At 73.8% G+C, this 19,034-nt stretch carries 20 protein-coding genes; 6 read left to right on the forward strand and 14 right to left on the reverse strand.

What is annotated here, in order from left to right:
• Positions 1 to 41: 41 nt before the first annotated feature.
• The 4 genes from tsaD to ung all read right to left on the reverse strand — a co-directional run bounded on the left by tsaD (position 42) and on the right by ung (position 3,142).
• Positions 42 to 1,088 carry a tRNA (adenosine(37)-N6)-threonylcarbamoyltransferase complex transferase subunit TsaD gene (gene tsaD, locus QSK20_RS14995; RefSeq protein ID WP_285789227.1) on the reverse strand — a complete coding sequence of 349 codons (1,047 nt, stop codon included), beginning with the start codon at positions 1,086 to 1,088 and terminating at the stop codon, positions 42 to 44.
• Between the two features lie 26 nt (positions 1,089 to 1,114).
• Complete coding sequence (rimI, locus tag QSK20_RS15000; RefSeq protein ID WP_285789228.1) at positions 1,115 to 1,615, reverse strand: ribosomal protein S18-alanine N-acetyltransferase; 501 nt, start codon at positions 1,613 to 1,615, stop codon at positions 1,115 to 1,117.
• The gene (tsaB, locus tag QSK20_RS15005) at positions 1,612 to 2,289 is read right to left on the reverse strand and encodes a tRNA (adenosine(37)-N6)-threonylcarbamoyltransferase complex dimerization subunit type 1 TsaB (RefSeq protein ID WP_285789229.1); all 678 of its coding nucleotides are present in this window, start codon (positions 2,287 to 2,289) and stop codon (positions 1,612 to 1,614) included. The genes rimI and tsaB overlap by 4 nt, the downstream gene beginning before the upstream one ends.
• 151 nt (positions 2,290 to 2,440) lie before the next feature.
• Positions 2,441 to 3,142: a uracil-DNA glycosylase gene (gene ung / locus QSK20_RS15010; RefSeq protein WP_088982104.1), complete on the reverse strand. Its 702-nt coding sequence runs from the start codon at positions 3,140 to 3,142 to the stop codon at positions 2,441 to 2,443.
• Between the two features lie 181 nt (positions 3,143 to 3,323).
• Between ung and QSK20_RS15015 the strand changes: the two genes are divergently transcribed.
• Entirely contained in the window at positions 3,324 to 3,971 is a 648-nt protein-coding gene (locus QSK20_RS15015) for a hypothetical protein (RefSeq protein WP_285789230.1), read from the forward strand.
• Positions 3,972 to 3,999: 28 nt separating this feature from the next.
• Here the strand turns inward: QSK20_RS15015 and QSK20_RS15020 are convergent, their stop codons facing one another.
• A complete protein-coding gene (locus QSK20_RS15020) occupies positions 4,000 to 4,269 on the reverse strand; it encodes a hypothetical protein (protein WP_285789231.1) in 270 nt (89 codons plus the stop codon).
• 166 nt (positions 4,270 to 4,435) lie between these two features.
• Between QSK20_RS15020 and QSK20_RS15025 the strand changes: the two genes are divergently transcribed.
• Positions 4,436 to 4,648: a type II toxin-antitoxin system HicB family antitoxin gene (locus QSK20_RS15025; protein WP_285789232.1), complete on the forward strand. Its 213-nt coding sequence runs from the start codon at positions 4,436 to 4,438 to the stop codon at positions 4,646 to 4,648.
• Entirely contained in the window at positions 4,645 to 4,827 is a 183-nt protein-coding gene (locus QSK20_RS15030) for a type II toxin-antitoxin system HicA family toxin (protein WP_285789233.1), read from the forward strand. Before QSK20_RS15025 ends, QSK20_RS15030 begins: the two co-directional genes overlap by 4 nt.
• 77 nt (positions 4,828 to 4,904) lie before the next feature.
• Here the strand turns inward: QSK20_RS15030 and tsaE are convergent, their stop codons facing one another.
• From tsaE to QSK20_RS15050, 4 genes are all read right to left on the reverse strand, one after another.
• On the reverse strand, positions 4,905 to 5,390 hold the full coding sequence (tsaE, locus tag QSK20_RS15035) for a tRNA (adenosine(37)-N6)-threonylcarbamoyltransferase complex ATPase subunit type 1 TsaE (RefSeq protein WP_285789327.1): 486 nt from the start codon (positions 5,388 to 5,390) through the stop codon (positions 4,905 to 4,907).
• Between the two features lie 23 nt (positions 5,391 to 5,413).
• Entirely contained in the window at positions 5,414 to 6,508 is a 1,095-nt protein-coding gene (locus QSK20_RS15040; RefSeq protein ID WP_285789234.1) for an alpha/beta fold hydrolase, read from the reverse strand.
• Positions 6,505 to 7,623 carry an alanine racemase gene (gene alr / locus QSK20_RS15045; protein WP_285789235.1) on the reverse strand — a complete coding sequence of 373 codons (1,119 nt, stop codon included), beginning with the start codon at positions 7,621 to 7,623 and terminating at the stop codon, positions 6,505 to 6,507. The genes QSK20_RS15040 and alr overlap by 4 nt, the downstream gene beginning before the upstream one ends.
• Before the next feature lie 105 nt (positions 7,624 to 7,728).
• Complete coding sequence (locus tag QSK20_RS15050; RefSeq protein WP_285789236.1) at positions 7,729 to 9,198, reverse strand: NAD(P)H-hydrate dehydratase; 1,470 nt, start codon at positions 9,196 to 9,198, stop codon at positions 7,729 to 7,731.
• Positions 9,199 to 9,429: 231 nt separating this feature from the next.
• On the opposite strand from QSK20_RS15050, the gene QSK20_RS15055 reads away from it, so the two are divergent.
• Both QSK20_RS15055 and QSK20_RS15060 read left to right on the forward strand, forming a co-directional pair.
• On the forward strand, positions 9,430 to 9,744 hold the full coding sequence (locus QSK20_RS15055) for a hypothetical protein (RefSeq protein ID WP_285789237.1): 315 nt from the start codon (positions 9,430 to 9,432) through the stop codon (positions 9,742 to 9,744).
• Positions 9,741 to 11,390 carry an alpha/beta hydrolase gene (locus QSK20_RS15060; protein WP_285789238.1) on the forward strand — a complete coding sequence of 550 codons (1,650 nt, stop codon included), beginning with the start codon at positions 9,741 to 9,743 and terminating at the stop codon, positions 11,388 to 11,390. The genes QSK20_RS15055 and QSK20_RS15060 overlap by 4 nt, the downstream gene beginning before the upstream one ends.
• Before the next feature lie 117 nt (positions 11,391 to 11,507).
• Here QSK20_RS15060 and glmS read toward each other — a convergent pair whose 3' ends face one another.
• On the reverse strand, positions 11,508 to 13,415 hold the full coding sequence (gene glmS, locus QSK20_RS15065; protein WP_285789239.1) for a glutamine--fructose-6-phosphate transaminase (isomerizing): 1,908 nt from the start codon (positions 13,413 to 13,415) through the stop codon (positions 11,508 to 11,510).
• A gap of 198 nt (positions 13,416 to 13,613) precedes the next feature.
• Between glmS and QSK20_RS15070 the strand changes: the two genes are divergently transcribed.
• Positions 13,614 to 14,828 carry a pyridoxal phosphate-dependent aminotransferase gene (locus QSK20_RS15070; RefSeq protein ID WP_285789328.1) on the forward strand — a complete coding sequence of 405 codons (1,215 nt, stop codon included), beginning with the start codon at positions 13,614 to 13,616 and terminating at the stop codon, positions 14,826 to 14,828.
• A 115-nt stretch (positions 14,829 to 14,943) separates the two neighbouring features.
• Here the strand turns inward: QSK20_RS15070 and glmM are convergent, their stop codons facing one another.
• From glmM to QSK20_RS15090, 4 genes are all read right to left on the reverse strand, one after another.
• Positions 14,944 to 16,299 (reverse strand): phosphoglucosamine mutase, encoded by a 1,356-nt coding sequence (glmM, locus tag QSK20_RS15075; RefSeq protein ID WP_285789240.1) that lies wholly within the window; start codon positions 16,297 to 16,299, stop codon positions 14,944 to 14,946.
• A gap of 130 nt (positions 16,300 to 16,429) precedes the next feature.
• Positions 16,430 to 16,894: a 30S ribosomal protein S9 gene (gene rpsI / locus QSK20_RS15080; RefSeq protein ID WP_285789241.1), complete on the reverse strand. Its 465-nt coding sequence runs from the start codon at positions 16,892 to 16,894 to the stop codon at positions 16,430 to 16,432.
• A gap of 20 nt (positions 16,895 to 16,914) precedes the next feature.
• Positions 16,915 to 17,358, reverse strand: coding sequence for a 50S ribosomal protein L13 (rplM, locus tag QSK20_RS15085; protein ID WP_285789242.1), 444 nt, complete (start codon positions 17,356 to 17,358; stop codon positions 16,915 to 16,917).
• Positions 17,359 to 17,566: 208 nt separating this feature from the next.
• Complete coding sequence (locus QSK20_RS15090; RefSeq protein WP_285789243.1) at positions 17,567 to 18,946, reverse strand: nitrate/nitrite transporter; 1,380 nt, start codon at positions 18,944 to 18,946, stop codon at positions 17,567 to 17,569.
• Positions 18,947 to 19,034: the final 88 nt, after the last annotated feature.

Below are 19,034 nucleotides of genomic sequence, written 5' to 3' on the forward strand. Positions count from 1 at the left end.
CCCCCGGGCTCCGCTGCCCCGTTCCGCCTCGTTCGCGAAGGTTACCCGCTCACCCTGGTCAGCGGCATGGCCGAATCGGCGGGCAGGTCGAGCCGGCTCGGCGCGACCCCGGCGGCGACCAGGTGCGAGCCGAGCGCGGCGACCATCGCGCCGTTGTCCGTGCAGAGCTGCGGCCGGGGCACCCGGACCCGGACACCGTGCCTGGCCGCGCGGTGCTCGGCCATCGCCCGCAACCGCGAGTTGGCGGCCACTCCCCCGCCGACGACAAGCGTCTCCACACCGTGCGACCGGCACGCGTCGAGTGCCTTGGTGACCAGCACGTCGCAGACCGCCTCCTGGAACGACGCCGCCACGTCGGCGACCGGCACCGGCTCACCGGCCCGCTGCCGGGCCTCCACCCAGCGGGCCACCGCCGTCTTGAGCCCGGAGAAGGAGAAGTCGTAGCGGTGCGCGGCGAGGTCCTTGGCGGCGGTGAGGCCACGCGGGAAGGCGATCGCCGCCGGATCGCCGGCCCGGGCCTCCCGGTCGACGTACGGGCCGCCGGGGAAGGGCAGGCCGAGCAGGCGGGCCACCTTGTCGAACGCCTCACCGGCCGCGTCGTCGATGGTCGCGCCGAGCGGCGTGACGCCCCGGGCCAGGTCGTCGACGAGCAGCAGCGAGGAGTGACCGCCGGAGACCAGCAGGGCGACCGCCGGTTCGGGCAGCGGACCGTGCTCCAGGGTGTCCACGGCGACGTGGGCGGCGAGGTGGTTCACCCCGTAGACCGGCTTCTCGGCGGCCAGCGCGTAACCCTTGGCGGCGGCCACGCCGACCAGCAGCGCGCCGGCCAGGCCGGGACCGGAGGTGACCGCGATCGCGTCGATGTCGGCGAGGGTCACGCCGGCCTCGGTGAGCGCCCGTTCCATGGTCGGCACGATCGCCTCCAGGTGGGCGCGGCTGGCCACCTCGGGGACCACGCCACCGAACCGGGCGTGCTGTTCCACGCTGGAGGCGAGCGCGTCGGCCAGCAGGGTGTGGCCCCGGACGATGCCCACCCCGGTCTCGTCACAGGAGGTCTCGATGCCGAGGATCAGCGGTTCGTCAGCCATCGTGTGTCGTCAGTCCCTGCTGCTCGTCAGTCCCGCGTGCGCCGCATGACCAGCGCGTCGGTGTTGGTCGGTTGGTAGTAGCCGCGCCGGATGCCGACCGGCTCGAAGTCGTACCCGGCGTAGAGCTTCTGGGCCGGGGCGTTGTCCACCGCGACCTCCAGCAGCACGTCCCGGGCGCCCCGCGCGTCCGCCTCGGCGAGCAGCGCCTCCAGCAGGGCCCGACCGACCCCGCGCCGCTGGGCGTCCCGCCGGACCGCGATGTTCTGCACCCACGCCTCGTCCGGGCCCGCCACGGCGAGCCCGGCGTAGCCGAGCACCTCGCCGCCCGATCCCGTCACGGGACCGGCGCCGGTGGCGACCAGGTAGTGGTGCCGGTTGGCCAGCTCGTTCCAGAACATCGCCGCCGACCACTGCTCGACGCCGAAGAGGTCGGCCTCGATCGGCAACACCGCGTCGATGTGCCACCAGCGGAACCGGTCGACGCGGACGGGTCCGGGCCGCCCACCCGCCGGACCGCCTGCGGTCACGGCAGCACCGACTTGCGGGCGGTGGCCGCCACCGCGTCCGGTCGGCGCAGGTAGAGCGGGGTGAGCCGGTCCCCGGGCGCAGCGGTGAGGATCCGCTCGGCGGCCAGCCCGGCCAGCGCGGCGGCCGACGGGTAGCGGGGTTCGTCCCGCAGCGGCAGGCCGAGCACGTCGGCGTAGCGGTGCGCGCCGTCACCGACCATGGCGGTGGCCCCGAGGTCACGGGCCCGTTCGGCGACGAGGCCCGGCAGGTTGACGTCCGGGCCGGCGATCCGCTGGCCCGCCCCGTCGTAGACCGCCCAGTAGATTTCCCGGCGACGCGCGTCGCTGGCGGCGAGCACCGGTTCACCGGCGGCGGCCGGGTGACCGAGGGCGTCCAGCGAACAGACGCCGTACGTGGGCACGCCGAGCACCTGCCCCATGGTGGCGGCGGTGACCAGCCCGACCCGCAGGCCGGTGAACGGCCCGGGACCGAGCCCGGCGACGATCGCGCCCAGGTCGGCGGGGCGGGCGCCCAGCTCGGCGAGGGCCGACGCGACCTGCGGCGCGAGCAGCTCGCCGTGGGCGCGGGCGTCGACCGTGCGCCGCTCCGCCCGGAGCGTGACGCCGTCCGCCGCGATCTCCGCCAGCGCGGCGGTCACCGCCGGGGTCGAGGAGTCCACCACCAGTACGAGCACGTGCCCACCCTAACCGGGCACATCGCCGGCCTTCCGCCGAGTCGCCCGCGCCCGGTCCCGCCCCACGCCGCCACCGGTCGGGCTGCCCACCGGCCGCACGGTCACGGGCCGGGCGACGAGGGACGCGCCCGGCCCGGTGGACGGTGTCGGCTCAACCGGCCGACCGCTCCCAGTCGACGGTGGGCAGGCCGGCGTCGGCGAGGGCCTTGTTCGCCGCGCTGAACGGACGGCTGCCCAGGAAGCCACGCGGGTTCATCGGGCTCGGGTGCCCGGCCTCCAGCACCACGTGCTGCGGGTTGGTCACCAGCGCCGCCTTCTTGCGGGCGTAGCCGCCCCAGAGCAGGAACACCACCCGGTGGTCGAGCGCGTCGAGGGCCCGGATGGTGGCGTCGGTGAACTCCTCCCACCCCTTGTTGCCGTGCGAGCCCGGCGTCGCCTGGCGGACGGTCAGCACCGCGTTGAGCAGCAGCACCCCCTGCGCCGCCCAGCCGTCGAGGTTGCCGCTGCGCGGCTTCGGCACGCCGAGGTCCTCGACCATCTCCTTGAAGACGTTGCGCAGCGACGGCGGCACGCTCACCCCGTCCCGGACGCTGAAGCTCAGCCCGTGCGCCTGCCCGGCCTTGTGGTACGGGTCCTGGCCGAGGATCAGCACCCGGCAGTCCTGCGGAGCGCAGAGACGGTACGCCGAGAAGAGGTCCTCGACCGGCGGGAAGACCGTCTGGGTGGCGTACTCCCGGGCGACGAACTCGCCGAGCGCGGCCGTGCGGGCCGGATCGAGGTGCGGCGCCAGCACGCTGCGCCACCCTTCCGGCAGCAGGTCCATCAGGTCCAGGGTCGGCACGTCCTCGGGCATGGGCCACCTTTCCGTCCAGCGGTCGGCTCTGTCGACCGCGCGGGGTCGGCTACTTCCTACCAGCCCGGCCCGACAGTCCTCCGGACGGGCGCTCCGCACCGGGTCACGGCGTCCGGGAGCAGCCGGCCCCGGTAGTGGCAGGGGCGCACTACGCTGCGGCCAACTCGTGAAAGGACACTCGATGCGCAAGACCCTGCTGCCGTTCCTGGTCGTCGCCCTGGCGACCGGTCTGGCCTGCGGTTCCGGTGGCGAGGCCACCCCCGGCGACGAGGCGGTCGCGACCCCCGCCCAGGGCCTGGACAGCCCGGCCGCCGACGTCACCGACCCGGCCCCGGAGGCCAGCACCAAGCCCGCCCCGGCCACGGTCAAGCCACTGACCTGCAAGCAGTTGCAGACCGCGTCGCTCGGCAACGCGGCCCAGCCGTACAACGGCTACCGGGACCCGATCCCGCTGCTCGACGGCGCGTGGTCCGGCGAGGACGGGGTGGTCGTCCGGTTGCAGCCGTTCTGTGCGGTCGGCGAACTGACCGGCGACAAGGCCGCCGACGCGGTGGTGGCGGTGCTCATGGACGGCGGCGGCACGGGCAAGTTCTGGCAGCTCGCGATGTTCCGCAACGTGGACGGCAGGCCGGCGTACCAGACCATGGTCGAGATCGGGGACCGGACCCCGGTCGAGAAGGTGGCGATCAGTGCCGGGCGGGCGCGGGTGGAGTACCTGAAGCGCCCCGACGACCCGTCGTCGACGGTGGACGTGGTCCGCCGTACCTCCGTGTACGAGCTCGACGGGAACAACCTCGTGGAGATCGGCTACTTCGACGACCCCGCCTGAGGCGTAACGCACCGGGGTAGGGCACCCGTCATGGTTCGGCGGTGACTGCACTGGCGGCTCGGAGGCGGCGGACGGGCCGCAGGGCGGCCAGCACCACCGCGAGGTAGATAGCGGCGAGCAGGGCGGACAGTTGGCTCCAGGGGACGGCGACGGTGAAGCTGGACACCCGGAGGGCCAGTACCACCGTGGGTGGCAGGGCGATGACCACGCTGAGCAGGGTGCTGGTGGCGACGATGCTGCTGTACTGGAGGAGCAGGACGGACCCGCGCCAGCAGGTGGGATGAAGCCGGGCACCCACCTGACCGGCAGCCACATCCGTCCGGCGCACATGTCCTTGTCAAGGTCGGTGGAGGGCCCAGCTGGCCGATTCGGAAGCGCCATCGACCTCGAAGCCGGCGCAGGTGGGACGGACAACCGTCGCCCTGTCCGTAGGATGGCCTTGGCACACCACCAGTGGAGGCGTGATGGTTCGGACCCTGACTGCGGCCGTACACCAGGAGGAAGACTGGTACGTCGCTCGCTGCCTGGAACTCGACGTGGCCAGTCAGGGTGAGACGCTCGAAGAGGCGCTGGCGAACCTTCGCGAGGCGGTGGAGGTCTACCTCGACGAGGTGTCCCAGCCTTCGATCGAAGCGACGCCGCTGGTCACCTCCTTCCAGGTCGGAAGGGCGGCGTGAGTCCCGCCCTCGCCGATCTCCCGGTCCGCAAGGTGCTCGACGCCTCGAAGAAGGCCGGCTTCGATCACGTCCGCACCAAGGGCAGTCATGCCGTCTACCGGAATCCCGCTGGCAACGTGGTGGTGGTTCCGCAGCACAGCACGATCAAGCGGGGCACGTTGGCCTCTATTCTCCGCTAGGCCGATCTGACCCCCGCCGAGTTACTTCACCTGCTGCGCTGACTGATAGCGGCACCCGTAGACCCGCCGGCCAAGGATCAGGCGGCCAGGGCCGCGATGCGGGTCGGCCAGTCGCCGCCCACCGGGACCAGCTCGGCGGTTCGGGTGTCGTCGTCGTGGCGGTCGAGCCGGACGTGCAGGTGCGACTCGGTCAGGTGCTCGGCCAGGCCCTCGCCCCACTCGACCACCGTCACCGAGTCGTCCAGCGAGGCGTCCAGGTCGAGGTCGTCGATCTCGGCGCGCGGATCGGTGGCGTCGCCGAGCCGGTAGGCGTCGGCGTGCACCAGGCCGACCGTGCCACCGCGCGCCGGATCCGGCCGGTGCGCCCGCGCGATCACGAAGGTCGGCGAGGTGACGTCGCCGAGCACGTCGAGCCCCGCGCCGATGCCCTGGGTGAGCGCGGTCTTGCCGGCCCCGAGCGGCCCGGTGAGCAGCACCAGGTCACCGGCGCGGAGCACCCCGGCGAGCCGGCGGCCGAAGGCGTGCGTGTCGGCCCGGGTGGGCAGCTCCACCACGACCGACACCGTTCCCCCACCGCGCACACTGCTCACAGTCGCTCCAGGAAGTCCGTCAGGGCGGCGTTGACCTCGTCCGCGTGCTCCAGCATCACCACGTGCCCGCTGTCCGGGATCCGGACGAACTCGGCGTGCGGCAGCCGGCGCACGATCTCCTCCGAGTGGGTCACCGGCGTGATCATGTCCTTCTCCCCGGCGACCACGAGCACCGGGGTGCCGGCCAGCGCGGCGAGCGCCGGGTAGCGGGCGTGGGTCGCCAGGGTACGCAGGTAACGGGTGACCGTGTCGGCCGAGGTGCGGGAGTTCATCTTCTCCACGTACGACACGAGGGCGGGGCTCGGCTTCGGGGTGCCGAAGCCGTACCGGCGGGTGAGCAGCCAGGCCACGTTGGAGGTGGACCGGCGGGCCCGGTCGATGACCGTGCCGCCGTACCGGGTGGTGGTGTTGACCATGTAGAGCACCGGCGGGGCGACCCGGCCGAGCAGGGCCGGGGCGACCAGCTTGGTCTCGGCGAGCAGTCCACCGGAGGTGGCCATCAGCACGGTGCCGACCACCCGGTCGCCGAACATCTCCGGGTACAGCTCGGCGAAGGCCATGATGGTCATGCCGCCCATCGAGTGCCCGACCAGCACCAGCGGCCCGTCCGGGGTGGTCCGGTCGATGACCCGGCGCAGGGCGTGGCCGAGCGCGGTCAGGTCGTACTCGCCGGTCTCCAGCTTGCCGGAGCGGCCGTGGCCGGGCTGGTCGTACGCGACGACGCGGTGCTCGCCCCGCTCGGCGAGCGCCCGGCGCTGGAAGTGGAAGGTCCCCATGTCCAGGCAGAACCCGTGCACCAGGACGACGGTGGGCCGCCCGGGGGCCGGTCGGGTCGGCTCGACCACCTCCACGTGCAGGTCGGTGCCGTCGGGCAGTTCCATCCGGAACGACTCGTCGTACCGCAGTTGGCCGAAGACCTCGTCGGCGTACCGGTCGGCGGGGTCGGCCTTGTACCGGCGGACCAGGGCGCGTTCGGTGGCCACTCCCGCCGCGAGCCCGGCGGCGGCCACCCCGACGGCCGCGCCGACCAGGCCGGCGACCTTCCCGGCGGCGGTACGCGGCCGGGGCACCCGGTCGAGCAGGGAGGTCATGTCCGCTCGCCGTCGTAGACCCGGGCGACCCGGCAACCGCCGAACCGGGTGACGATCTCGTAGTTGATGGTGCCGACCGCCTCGGCCCAGTCGTCGGCGGTGGGCTCGCCGTCGGCGCCGCTGCCGAAGAGGACCGCGACGTCGCCCGCCGCCACCGGGTCGTCACCGCAGTCGATCATGATCTGGTCCATGCAGACCCGCCCGGCGATGGTCCGGTTCCGCCCGGCGAGCCGGACCGGGCCGACGTTCGAGGCGTGCCGGGGCACCCCGTCGGCGTAGCCGAGCGGCACCAGGGCCAGCGTGGTCTCCCGCTCGGTGGTGTAGGTGTGGCCGTAGGAGACGCCCGTGCCGGCCGGGACCCGCTTGGCGAGCGTCACCCGGGCCCGGGCGGTCATGGCGGGACGCAGGCCGTGCCGCTCGCCGGCCACCGGGGAGAGCCCGTAGACCGCCAGACCGGGACGGACCAGGTCGAAGTGGGTGTCCGGGCGGGTCAGGGTGGCCGCCGAGTTGGCCAGGTGCCGGTGCCGGGGACGCAGCCCGGCCCGCTCGACCATGGCCAGCGCCTCGTGGAAGACCGCGATCTGCCGGTCGATGGTCGGGTGCCCGGGCAGGTCGGCGTAGGCGAAGTGGCTCCACACGCCGACCACCTCGACCAGGCCGTCGGCCTGGGCCTTGGCGGCGGACTCCAGGAGCGCCGGCCAGTCGGCGACGGTCGCGCCGTTGCGCGAGAGCCCGGTGTCGATCTTCAGGTGCAGCCGGGCCGGACGCTCCGCCCGCCGGGCCGCGACGATCATCTCGTCGAGCTGGCCCTCGCTGGCGGCGGAGAGGTCGACGTCGGCCGCCACCCCCTCGTGCAGCGGCAGCCCGGGGCTGAGCAGCCAGGCGAGCACCGGCGCGGTGATCCCGGCCCGGCGCAGGGTGAGCGCCTCGTCCAGGGTGCAGACGCCGAGCCAGTCCGCCCCGGCGTCGAGCGCCGCGCGGGCCGACGGGAGCATGCCGTGCCCGTACCCGTCGGCCTTGACCACCGCCATCAACTCGGCGCTGGTGCCGGAGCGCAGCCGCGCCACGTTCTCCCGGATGGCGTCAAGATCAACCCGTACCTCGGCCTGCCACATGGCCCCAGCCTACTGACCACGGTGATCGGCGTGCTCCAGCGCCGCTGAAGGAGTTCCGGACGACGTCGCCGGTCGGGCGGCGCGCTCGCGCGGGTCGCCGCCGGGTCAGCCGAGCCCGGCCAGGACCGGCCGGAGCGCGGCGGCCACGTCGGTCGCGGTCACCGGCCCGTGCCGGGCCGCCTCCCGGCCGGCCAGCCCGTGCAGGTACGCGGCCAGCGCGGCGGCCCGCTCGGCCGGCAGCCCGGCGGCCAGCAACGAGCCGAGCAGACCGGCCAGCACGTCGCCGGTGCCGCCGGTGGCCAGGACCGGGGTGCCGGTCGGGTTGACGTAGGCGCGTCCGGCCGGCGTGCCGACCACCGTACGGCTCCCCTTGAGCAGCACCACCGCGTTCATCCAGGCGGCCAGGCGCAGCGTCGCGGCGACCCGGTCCGCGCCCGGCTCCTCCCCGCAGAGCCGGGCGTACTCCCGGTCGTGCGGGGTCACCACGATCGGGGCGTCCCGCCCACGCAGCCGGTCGGCCATCGAACCGTCCACCAGCATGGTCAACGCGTCCGCGTCGAGCACCACCGGCACCGGCGCGGCGAGCACGGTACGCAGTTCGGCGACGGCCTCCGCGCCGGTGCCGAGCCCCGAACCGCAGACCCACGCCTGCACCCGCCCGGCGTCGGCCACCCGCCCGGTGGCGATCACCGACGGATGGTGGTGCAGCACCTCGGCGGCGGCGCTGCCGGCGTACCGGACCAGGCCGGTCGGGCCGGCGAGCGCACCGGCGACGGAGAGCACCGCCGCGCCCGGGTAGGTCGCCGATCCGGTGGCCACCCCCACCACACCCCGGTTGTACTTCTCCGACGCGGGACCCAGTCGGGGCCAGCCCTCGACCACGTCCGTCACCTCGGTGACGTGCAGCGCCGGAGTGCCGCGCAGCCAGGGCCCCAGACCGATGTCGACCACCTCGACCTGGCCGGCGTACGCCGCCGCCTCCCCCACCACCAGGGCCGGCTTGAGCGCGCCGAAGGTCACCGTCACGTCGGCGCGCAACGCGCCCGGCCGACCGTCGCTGTCGTGCGGCACGTGACCGGTGTCGACCGCGACCCCGCTGGGCACGTCCACCGCGACCACGGTGGCCCGTCCGCCGTCCCGGCCACGGACCTCCCCGAGCCGCGCCACCAGCCGCGTCGCCGACTCCCGGAGCCCACCGCTCCCACCGATCCCGACGATGCCGTCGAGCACCAGGTCGGCCCGGCCCGGCAGCTCGTCGACGGTCCGGCCACCGGCGGCCCGCAGCGCGGCGAGCCCGTCGGCGTGCGCCCGCCCGGGGCTGAGCAGCAGTGCCTCGACCGCCGCTCCCCGGCGGGCCAGGTGCGCCCCGGCGAGGAGGGCGTCGCCGCCGTTGTCGCCGCTGCCGACCAGCAGCAGCACCCGCCCGCCGTACACCCCGCCCCGGTCGGCGAGGAGCAACGCGCAGCGCCGGGCCAGCCCGGCGGCGGCCCGCGCCATCAGGGCGCCTGTCGGCAGGGTCGCCATCAGGCCCGCCTCCGCCGCCCGTACGTCACCGACCCGCCACACCGGCCTCATGCCCACCCCATCCTGTCGGCCCGATCGGCCCACGCCCGTCCCGCGACATCGACGGCGACGGTCACCGACCCACCCTAACGGCGCGGAGGGTAACCGCCGGCCCTCCTGCGGGCAATCCCTGTGGACAGAGCGCGGCCCGGTCCCGCGTCGGTTGTCCACAGCCGGTTCCGCGACCGTTCCGCCGGCCCTAGCGTCGGCGGCACAGGCGGGTCGTCGAGCGGGAGGTACGTGGTGGACGGAGCACGTGGATCGGGCGGGCCGCCGCTGGCCGTCGACCTGCCGACGTTGCGCGCCACCGCCGCCCGGCTCGCCGACGAGGCGTACCCGCTGGGGCACGGGGTGGCCGGGGTGTCCGGGCTGACGGTGCCCGAGCCCCACTGGCGCAGCGCACGGGCGCTGTCCGAGCTGGAGTCGGCGGTGCACGCCTGGTTCGGGGCGCTCGGTGGCCGGCTGGCCGACACCGCCACGGCCGTCCGCACCGCCGCCGACCGGTACGCCGCGACCGACGATCGGGCCGCCCGGCGACTGCCCGTCCCGGGCCGGTGAGCGGTTACGCCCGGCTCTGGACGACCGACCCGGCGACCTGGGAGCGGGCCGGCGTCGCCTGGCGGGGTGTCGGCGCCCTGGTGGACCGCCGGGCCACCGGGCTCTCGGCCGGGGCCACCGGGCTCCGGGAAGCCTGGGCCGGAGCCGCCGCCAGGGCCGCCGGCGACCGGCTCACCGGGCTCCGGACCGAACTGCTCTCGGTCTCCCCGGTGCCGATCGAGGTGGACCAGATCCTCGCCGAGTTCGCCGCCCGGCTTCGACGGGCGCGGGCCCGACTGGCCGACGCGGTGACCCGGATCGACGCGGCGGGACTCGGGATCGACCGGGACGGGCGGGTCACCGTGCCCGCCACCACACCCGGTCAGCGCGGTGCGACCGTGGGTCGCGACGGTGGGCCCACCCCGGGTCGGGTCACCCGGCCGGCGGACCGGGCGGCCGAGGCGGCGCGCCTCTCGGCGGAGGTCGGCGACGCGCTCGCCCTGGCCGAGACGGCCGACCGGGAGGCCACCGCCCGGCTCGGCGCGCTGACCACCGCCGCGCGCGCCGGTTGGGTGACGCCACCGCCTGCGTACCGGCCACCGCCGGGGGCCGTCCCGGCGCTGGTCCGACGCTGGTGGGACGGGCTGACCCCGGCCCAGCGCCGCTGGCTGGTGGCGCACGAGCCGGCCCGGATCGGACGGCTGGACGGGGTGCCCGCGACCGCCCGGGACCAGGCGAACCGCCTCCTGGTCGACGACCACCGGGAACGGCTCCTGGCCCGGCGGCGGGAGCTGCTGCGCACGGTTCCCCGGGGACCGGCCGAACTGGCCGGGGTGGCTCGGCTCGACGCCACGCTGGCCGGGCTCGCCACCCTCGCCGACCGGCTGGCCGCGCCGGGCACGGCCGACGCGCCACGGGCGTACCTGCTCGGGCTGGACCCGGCCGGCGACGGGCGGGCGGTGATCGCGCTCGGCAACCCGGACCGCGCCGACCGGGTGCTCACCTACGTGCCGGGGATGACCGCCGACCTGGCCGACGCCGACGGCGAACTGGGTCGCGCGGCCCGGGTGGCGGCCCGCGCCACCGCGCTCGACCCGGACGGGGAGACCTCGGCGGTGCTCTGGCTGGACTACGACGCCCCGGACTTCGTCCACGAGGCGTACCGGGCCCGGCAGGCCGAGGACGCCGCCACCGGGCTGCACCGCTTCCAGGAGGGGCTGCGCCTCACCCACGAGGGTCCGCCGGCCCGGCAGACCGTCCTCGGGCACAGCTACGGTTCGCTGGTGGTGGGCACCGCCGCCCGGGAACACGGCCTGGCCGCCGACGCCCTGGTCTTCGTCGGTTCCCCGGGTGTCGGCGTGGACCACGCGGCCGACCTGCGCCTGCCGCCCGGTCAGGTCTGGGCGAGCACCGCCACCGACGACGTCATCGGCCTGGTCCGGCCGCCGGTCGAGCTGGCCGGGCGGGCCGCGGTCGGCGCGGCTCTGCCCTGGTTGGCCGGGGACGTGGTCGGACGGCCCGACGACGACCTCTGGTTCGGCCGCGACCCGACCGACCCGGGTTTCGGCGGACGGGTCTTCCCGAGCGGCCGGTACGGCCACACCGGTTACTGGGAGCCGGCGAACCCGGCCCTGGACGGCATGGCCCGCATCGTGGTGGGACGCTGACGGCCCCCTCCCGCGACGGAAGGGGGCCGGAGGACAGCGTGCTCTCCCGACAGGCCGCCGGAGCCGGCCGCACGACCGGGACGCCCGGTCACCCGGACGACCGGACCGCCGTGGTGACTACTCGACGGTGACCGACTTGGCCAGGTTGCGCGGCTGGTCGACGTCGTGTCCCCGGGCGGCGGCGATCTCGGCGGCGAGCACCTGCAACGGCACGGTGGTGACCAGCGGGGCCAGCAGCGTCGGGGTGCGCGGCACGTAGATCAGGTGGTCGGCGTACGGGACGACGGCCTGGTCGCCCTCCTCGGCGATCACGATGGTCCGGGCCCCCCGGGCGCGGACCTCCTGGATGTTCGAGACGACCTTGTCGTGCAGCATGCCCCGGCCCACCGGCGACGGGACGATGCAGATCACCGGGGTGCCCTTGTCGATCAGCGCGATCGGGCCGTGCTTCAGCTCACCGGCGGCGAACCCCTCGGCGTGCATGTACGCCAGTTCCTTGAGCTTGAGCGCGCCCTCCAGGGCCACCGGGTAGCCGACGTGCCGGCCGATGAAGAGCACGGTCGGCTCCGCCTTCAGGTCGCGGGCCAGCTCCCGGACCGGCTCGATCCGGTCCAGCAGCTCGCGCAGCTTGCCGGGCATCTGGTGGAGCTGGTCCACCACGGCGGCCACCTCGTCGGCGAACTTGACCCCGCGCACCTGCGCCAGGTGCAGGCCGATCAGGTAGCAGGCGACGAGCTGGGTGAGGAACGCCTTGGTGGAGGCGACCGCGATCTCCGGGCCGCCGTGGGTGTAGAGCACGGCGTCGGACTCACGCGGGATGGTGGACCCGTTGGTGTTGCAGATGGCCAGCACCCGGGCCTTCTGCTCCTTGGCGTGCCGCAGCGCCATCAGGGTGTCCATGGTTTCGCCGGACTGCGAGATCACCACGATCAGCGTGGACCGGTCGAGGACCGGGTCGCGGTAGCGGAACTCGCTGGCCAGCTCCACCTCGCAGGGGATCCGGGTCCAGTGCTCGATGGCGTACTTCGCGACCAGGCCGGAGTGGTAGGCGGTGCCGCAGGCGACGATGAAGATCTTGTCGACGTCGCGGAGGTCCTGGTCGCTGAGGCGTACCTCGTCGAGCATGATCTCGCCGGTCTCGGTGAGCCGGCCGAGCAGCGTGTCGGCGACGGCCTGCGGCTGCTCCTCGATCTCCTTGAGCATGAACCAGTCGTAGCCGCCCTTCTCCGCGGCGGAGGAGTCCCAGTCGATGTGGAAGTCCTTGCCGCTGGCCGGCTGCCCGTCGAAGTCGGTGATCTCGATGCTGTCCGGGGTGATCAGGACGATCTGGTCCTGCCCCAGCTCGACCGCCTCCCGGGTGTGCTCGATGAACGCGGCGACGTCGCTGGCCAGGTAGTTCTCCCCGTCGCCCCGGCCGACCACCAGGGGCGAGTTGCGCCGCGCGCCGACCACCGCGCCGGGCACCCGGGCGTCCACGGCGAGCAGCGTGAACGCCCCCTCCAGGCGTTGGCAGACCGCGCGCATGGCGGCGACGAGGAGCTGCGGCCCGTCCGGCTCACCGGCGGCGCGCAGCTCGGCCAGCGCGGCGGAGAGCAGGTGGGCGGCGCACTCGGTGTCGGTGTCGCTGAGGAAGGTGACCCCGTCGTCCTCCAGCTCGGCGCGGAGCTTGGCGAAGTTCTCGATGATGCCGTTGTGGATCACCGCGACCCCGCTGTCCGGGGAGAGGTGCGGGTGGGCGTTACGGTCGGTCGGGCCGCCGTGGGTGGCCCAGCGGGTGTGGCCGATGCCGGTGGTGCCGTCGCCGATGCCGACCTCCCGGCAACCGGTCGGGTCCGCGCTGATCCGCTCGGCCAGCACCTTCTCCAGGTTGGCCAGCTTGCCGGCCTTCTTCTCGGTCAGCAGCTCGTCCGCGCAGACGACGGCGACGCCTGCCGAGTCGTAGCCGCGGTACTCCAGCCGCCGCAGCCCGTCGAGCACGATGCCGAGCGCCGGGCGCGCACCGGCGTAACCCACGATTCCACACATGAACCGCAGCCTAACCCAGCTTCACTCACCATGCTTGCGCGGAATGGGGGTTATCGCTCACCGAACTTGAGCGATCAGACCCCATCCCGGGACATCAGTAACGAAAATCCACTCCCGTGGAGCCCAGGGAAGGACACCCGCCACCGGCCGTCGCCGGGGCGGATCGGGGGACGTGAGGTGCCGGCGACAGCCCGTAGGCTGGCCGACGTGACGACGACCACGAATGCCGACGTGCCCACGGATCCACTGGTGGCCCGGATGCGTCCGTTCGGCACCACCATCTTCGCCGAGATGTCCGCGCTGGCGGTACGGACCGGCGCGGTCAACCTCGGGCAGGGCTTCCCGGACAGCGACGGCCCCCCGGAGATGCTCGCCGCCGCCGTCGACGCGCTGCGCGGCGGCCAGAACCAGTACCCTCCCGGTCCGGGCATCCCGGCGCTGCGCACCGCGATCGCGGCCCACCAGCGCCGCTTCTGGGGACTGGAGTACGACCCGGACGGCGAGATCGTGGTCACCGCCGGCGCCACCGAGGCGATCGCGGCGGCGATCCTCGCCCTCTGCGAGCCCGGGGACGAGGTGGTCTGCTTCGAGCCGTACTACGACTCGTACGCCGCGTCGATCGCGCTGGCCGGTGCGGTCCGCCGGCCGGTGACCCTGCGCCCGGACGCCGACGGCCGGTACGCCTTCGACCCGGACGCGCTGCGCGCCGCCTTCGGCCCCCGCACCCGGCTGGTCCTGCTCAACTCCCCGCACAACCCCACCGGCAAGGTCTTCACCCCGGACGAGCTGCGCCTGGTCGCCGAGCTGTGCCAGGAACACGGCACGTACGCGGTGACCGACGAGGTCTACGAACACCTGGTCTTCACCGGCACCGGGCACGTCCCGCTGGCCACCCTGCCCGGCATGCGCGAGCGCACCCTGCGGATCTCCTCGGCCGGCAAGACGTTCTCCTGCACCGGCTGGAAGATCGGTTGGGCGAGCGGCCCGGCGGCGCTCGTGTCGGCGCTGCTGCGGGTGAAGCAGTTCCTCACCTTCGTCAACGCCGCCCCGCTGCAACCGGCGGTCGCGGTGGCGCTGGCCCTGCCGGACAGCTACTACACCGGGTTCGCCGACGACCTGCGGCAACGCCGGGACCAGCTCGTCGGCGGGCTCGCCGGGGCCGGCTTCGACGTGCTCACCCCGGAGGGGACGTACTTCGTCACCGCCGACATCACCCCGCTGGGCGGGACGGACGGCGTCGAGTTCTGCCGCTCCCTACCGGAGCGCTGCGGCGTGGTGGCCGTCCCGACCCAGGTCTTCTACGACGACGTGGCCGCCGGCCGCCCGTTGATCCGGTTCGCCTTCTGCAAGCGTCCGGAGGTGCTCACCGAGGCGGTCACCCGCCTGCGCACCCTCGCCACCCCGACCGGCTAGGCAGCCCGCACCGGCGGTGATCCACACGAGTTGCGGCATCCCGGGGTTTCCACAGGGCTGGACACCCCAACATGCCGCAACTCGTGGCGATCACCATCCGGAGGACGGGCGACGGTCAGGCCGTGGGGCTGGCGGCGCGGACCTCGGCGGCGATGCGCTCGGCGACCTCCTGGGCGACCTGCTGCGTGGCGGCCTCGACCATCACCCGCACCAGCGGCTCGGTGCCGGAGGGGCGCAGCAGCACCCGGCCGGTCTCGCCCAGCTCCGCCTCGGCCCGCTCGACCTCGGCGAGCACCGCCGGCGCGCCCGCGCCGACCGTCCGGTCGCCGACCGGCACGTTGATCAGCACCTGCGGCAGCCGGTTCACCACGGCGGCCAGCTCGGCCAGGCTGCGGCCGGTGGCGGCCATCCGGGACATCAGGTGCAGCCCGGTGAGCACGCCGTCGCCGGTGGTCGCGTACGCGGGCATGACGATGTGGCCGCTCTGCTCCCCGCCGAGGGCGAGACCGGAGGCGCGCAGCTCCTCCAGGACGTACCGGTCGCCGACCTTGGTCTCGATCAGCCGGATGCCCTCGGCGGACATCGCCAGGCGCAGGCCGAGGTTGCTCATCACCGTGGCGACCAGGGTGTCCTCGGTGAGGGTGCCGGCGTCGCGCATGGCCAGCGCGAGGATCGCCATGATCTGGTCGCCGTCCACCTCGTCGCCGTCGGCGTTGACCGCCACGCAGCGGTCGGCGTCGCCGTCGTGGGCGATGCCCAGGTGAGCGCCGTGCTCGACCACGGCGGCGCGGAGCGCGTCGGTGTGGTTCGAGCCGCACTCGTCGTTGATGTTGAGCCCGTCCGGCTCGGCGTTGATCGCGATGACCTCGGCACCCGCCTCGCGGTAGGCGACCGGGGCGACGTCGGCGGCGGCGCCGTTGGCACAGTCGACGACGACCTTGATGCCGTCGAGCCGGTGCGGCACCGTGCCGATCAGGTGCTGCACGTAGTGGTCGGCGCCGTCGAGCAGGTCGTGCACCCGGCCGATGCCGGCACCGACGGGCCGGTCCCATGCGGTGGTGGCGTTCGCCTCGACCGCGCCCTCGATCTGGATCTCGATGTCGTCCGGCAGCTTGTGCCCACCGGCCGCGAAGAGCTTGATGCCGTTGTCCGGCATCGGGTTGTGCGACGCGGAGAGCATCACGCCCAGGTCGGCCTTGGCCTCGGCGGTCAGGTACGCCACCGCCGGGGTGGGCAGCACGCCGACCCGCACGACGTTGGCCCCGGCGCTGGTCAGCCCGGCCACCACGGCGGCCTCCAGCATCTCGCCGCTGGCGCGCGGGTCCCGCCCGACGACGGCCAGCGGCGGGTGGCTGCGGTCCGACTCGGCGAGCGTGTGCGCGGCGGCCACCGCCACCGCCAGTGCCAGCTCGGGTGTGAGGTCGACGTTCGCCCGCCCGCGTACGCCGTCCGTGCCGAACAACCGACCCATACCCGCCAACCTCCAGAAACGGTCACTGCCAGAGAGAACTGGTGGAGAAAGCGGAACGGCCGGTCCACCTCCCCGGGATCGAGGGGAGGCGGACCGGCCGTCCGTCAGACGTACAAGGTGGAAACGCTGATCAGCGCTTCGAGTACTGCGGCGCCTTGCGGGCCTTCTTGAGACCGTACTTCTTGCTCTCCTTGACGCGGGCGTCACGGGTGAGGAAGCCGGCCTTCTTCAGCGCCGGACGGTCGTCCGGCTCGCTGACGATCAGCGCCCGCGCGATGGCCAGCCGCAGCGCGCCGGCCTGACCGGTGGTGCCGCCGCCACGCAGGTTGGCGATCACATCGAAGGACTCGGCCTTCTCGGCGGTGACCAGCGGGTCCTTGATGAGCTGCTGGTGCACCTTGCTCGGGAAGTATGCCTCGAGGTCCCGGCCGTTGCAGGTGATCTTGCCGCTACCGGGGACGATGCGCACCCGGACGATGGCCTCCTTGCGGCGGCCCACGGTCTGGATGGGGCGGTCACCACGGGGCGCGCGGGCGACGGGCGCCGGCGCCTCGGTGGCGTCGACGCCAACCTCGGTCTCGGTGATGTCGGTCATGCTGATTCCTTCGCCCGCGCTCACTGCGCGATCTGCTTGATCTCGAACGGCACCGGCTGCTGCGCGGCGTGCGGGTGCTCGGCGCCGGCGTAGACCTTCAGCTTCTTGAGCAGCTGACGGCCGAGCTTGTTGTGCGGCAGCATGCCCTTGACGGCCAGCTCGATGGCGCGCTCCGGACGCTTGGTCAGCAGCTCGTCGTAACCGACCTGCTTCAGACCACCCGGGTAGCCGGAGTGGCGGTAGGCGATCTTCTGCTGCCGCTTGTTGCCGGTCAGCGCGACCCTGCCGGCGTTGACGATGACGACGAAGTCGCCCGTGTCGACGTGCGGCGCGAAAGTCGGCTTGTGCTTACCACGCAGCAACGTGGCGGCGTGGGTGGCCAGGCGGCCCAGCACGACATCAGAGGCGTCGATGACGTGCCACTGACGCTCGATCTCACCCGGCTTCGGGCTGTACGTACGCACAGGTCTACCTTGTCTCGTCGTCGGTCTGGGGTCGCGCGCCGAGGTGACCAGGGGTTCCGGGCCGGACCAGCGCGCACGAACGACCAAGCGTACCTGAAGCGGTACGCCGCTGAATGTCGTACAACAGCAGGCAACGATACCCGGCGGCCGGCACGCGGGTCAAAACGGGGTCGGCTCCGCTCGCCGGCCGGCCGGAACGTGGCATGAATCACACTCCGGCGAGTCGACTGCGACCGGGCCGCAGGTAGACCAGCCAGGTCACCAGCAGACACACGGCGTAGTAGCCGATGAACGCCAGGTATGCGGCGTCCGCGCTCTGCCAGGTCAGGAACGACTGCCGGAAGGCGATGTTCACCAGCAACCCACCGGAGGCCCCCACCGCCCCGGCGATGCCGATCAGCGCCCCGGTGAGCCGCCGCGCCCGGCGCGCGGCCTCCGCCATGTCCCACCGCCCGGCGGCCACCCCGGCCGCCGCCCGGGACTGGAAGATCGCCGGAATCATCTTGTACGTCGAGCCGTTGCCGATCCCGCTGGTCACGAAGAGGGCCAGGAACCCGGTCAGGTAGAGCGGAAGCGACCGCTCGCGGGCCGCGTAGAGCACCAGCGCCGCGCCGCCGGCCATCGCGGCGAAGTTCCAGAAGGTCACCCGGGCCCCGCCGTACCGGTCCGCGAGGTGGCCGCCGACCGGCCGGATCAACGAACCCACCAGCGGGCCGAGGAAGGTCAACCAGGCGGCGTCGACCGGGGTGGCGAAGCGGTCGGCGAACTCGATCTGGAGCACCTGACCGAAGGCGAAGCCGAACCCGATGAACGAGCCGAACGTGCCGACGTAGAGCAGGGACATCACCCAGGTGTGCGACTCGCGGGCGGCCTCGCGCAGCGCCCCCGGCTCGTTGCGCGCCGCCGGCACGTTGTCCAACCACCGGGCCGCGGCCAGCGCCGCCAGCACGATCAGCGGCAGGTAGACCGCCGGCACCAGCCGGGGGTACGCCGCCCCGGCGGTGGCCAGCACCGCCAGCCCGACGAGTTGCACCGCGGGCACGCCCAGGTTTCCACCCCCGGCGTTGAGGCCCAGCGCCTTACCCTTGAGCCGCTCCGGGAAGAAGAGATTGATGTTCGCCATCGAGGAGGCGAAGTTGCCGCCACCCACGCCGGTGAGGCAGGCCAGCACCATCAGCGTGGAGTACGACACGCCCGGTTCGAGCAGCACTGCCATCGGCACCGCCGGCACGAGCAGCAGCAGCGCGCTGACAATCGTCCAGTTCCGCCCGCCGAAGCGGGCCACCGCCAGCGTGTACGGCAGCCGCAGCGCCGCCCCCAACGCGGCCGGCACGGCGGTGAGCAGGAACTTCCCGGCCGGATCGATGCCGTACTCGGGGCCGAGGAAGAGCACGGTCACCGACCAGAGGCTCCACACCGAGAAGCCCACGTGTTCGGCGAAGATCGACACCCACAGGTTGCGGCGGGCGACCCGCGCCCCGGTGGTACGCCAGAACTCCGGGTCCTCCGGCCGCCAGTCGTCGAGCCGGTGCCGACGGCCCGGCCTCGCGGCGGTGTCGGTGACCGGCGCGGTGGAGAGGATGCTCACGCCACGGCTCCTTCTCGTCTCGGGGCGGGACGAGGGGAACGCTAGACGGCAGCGGTTACCCGTCAATGCCCGTCCCGCGTCGTCGCGG

Origin of the sequence: Micromonospora sp. NBRC 101691, from assembly GCF_030269285.1 — a bacterium.
Classification (GTDB): Bacteria; Actinomycetota; Actinomycetes; order Mycobacteriales; family Micromonosporaceae; genus Micromonospora; species Micromonospora echinospora.

Bases quoted from the DNA above. Each gene is read 5' to 3' on its own strand.
- ung (WP_088982104.1), bottom strand. From the start codon at position 3,142: ATGCCCGAGGACGTGCCGACCCTGGACCTGATGGACCTGCTGCCGGAA.
- QSK20_RS15025 (WP_285789232.1), top strand. From the start codon at position 4,436: ATGGTTCGGACCCTGACTGCGGCCGTACACCAGGAGGAAGACTGGTAC.
- glmM (WP_285789240.1), bottom strand. From the start codon at position 16,299: ATGGGTCGGTTGTTCGGCACGGACGGCGTACGCGGGCGGGCGAACGTC.
- QSK20_RS15040 (WP_285789234.1), bottom strand. From the start codon at position 6,508: ATGACCTCCCTGCTCGACCGGGTGCCCCGGCCGCGTACCGCCGCCGGG.
- alr (WP_285789235.1), bottom strand. From the start codon at position 7,623: ATGTGGCAGGCCGAGGTACGGGTTGATCTTGACGCCATCCGGGAGAAC.
- QSK20_RS15050 (WP_285789236.1), bottom strand. From the start codon at position 9,198: ATGAGGCCGGTGTGGCGGGTCGGTGACGTACGGGCGGCGGAGGCGGGC.
- QSK20_RS15015 (WP_285789230.1), top strand. From the start codon at position 3,324: ATGCGCAAGACCCTGCTGCCGTTCCTGGTCGTCGCCCTGGCGACCGGT.
- glmS (WP_285789239.1), bottom strand. From the start codon at position 13,415: ATGTGTGGAATCGTGGGTTACGCCGGTGCGCGCCCGGCGCTCGGCATC.
- tsaD (WP_285789227.1), bottom strand. From the start codon at position 1,088: ATGGCTGACGAACCGCTGATCCTCGGCATCGAGACCTCCTGTGACGAG.
- rpsI (WP_285789241.1), bottom strand. From the start codon at position 16,894: ATGACCGACATCACCGAGACCGAGGTTGGCGTCGACGCCACCGAGGCG.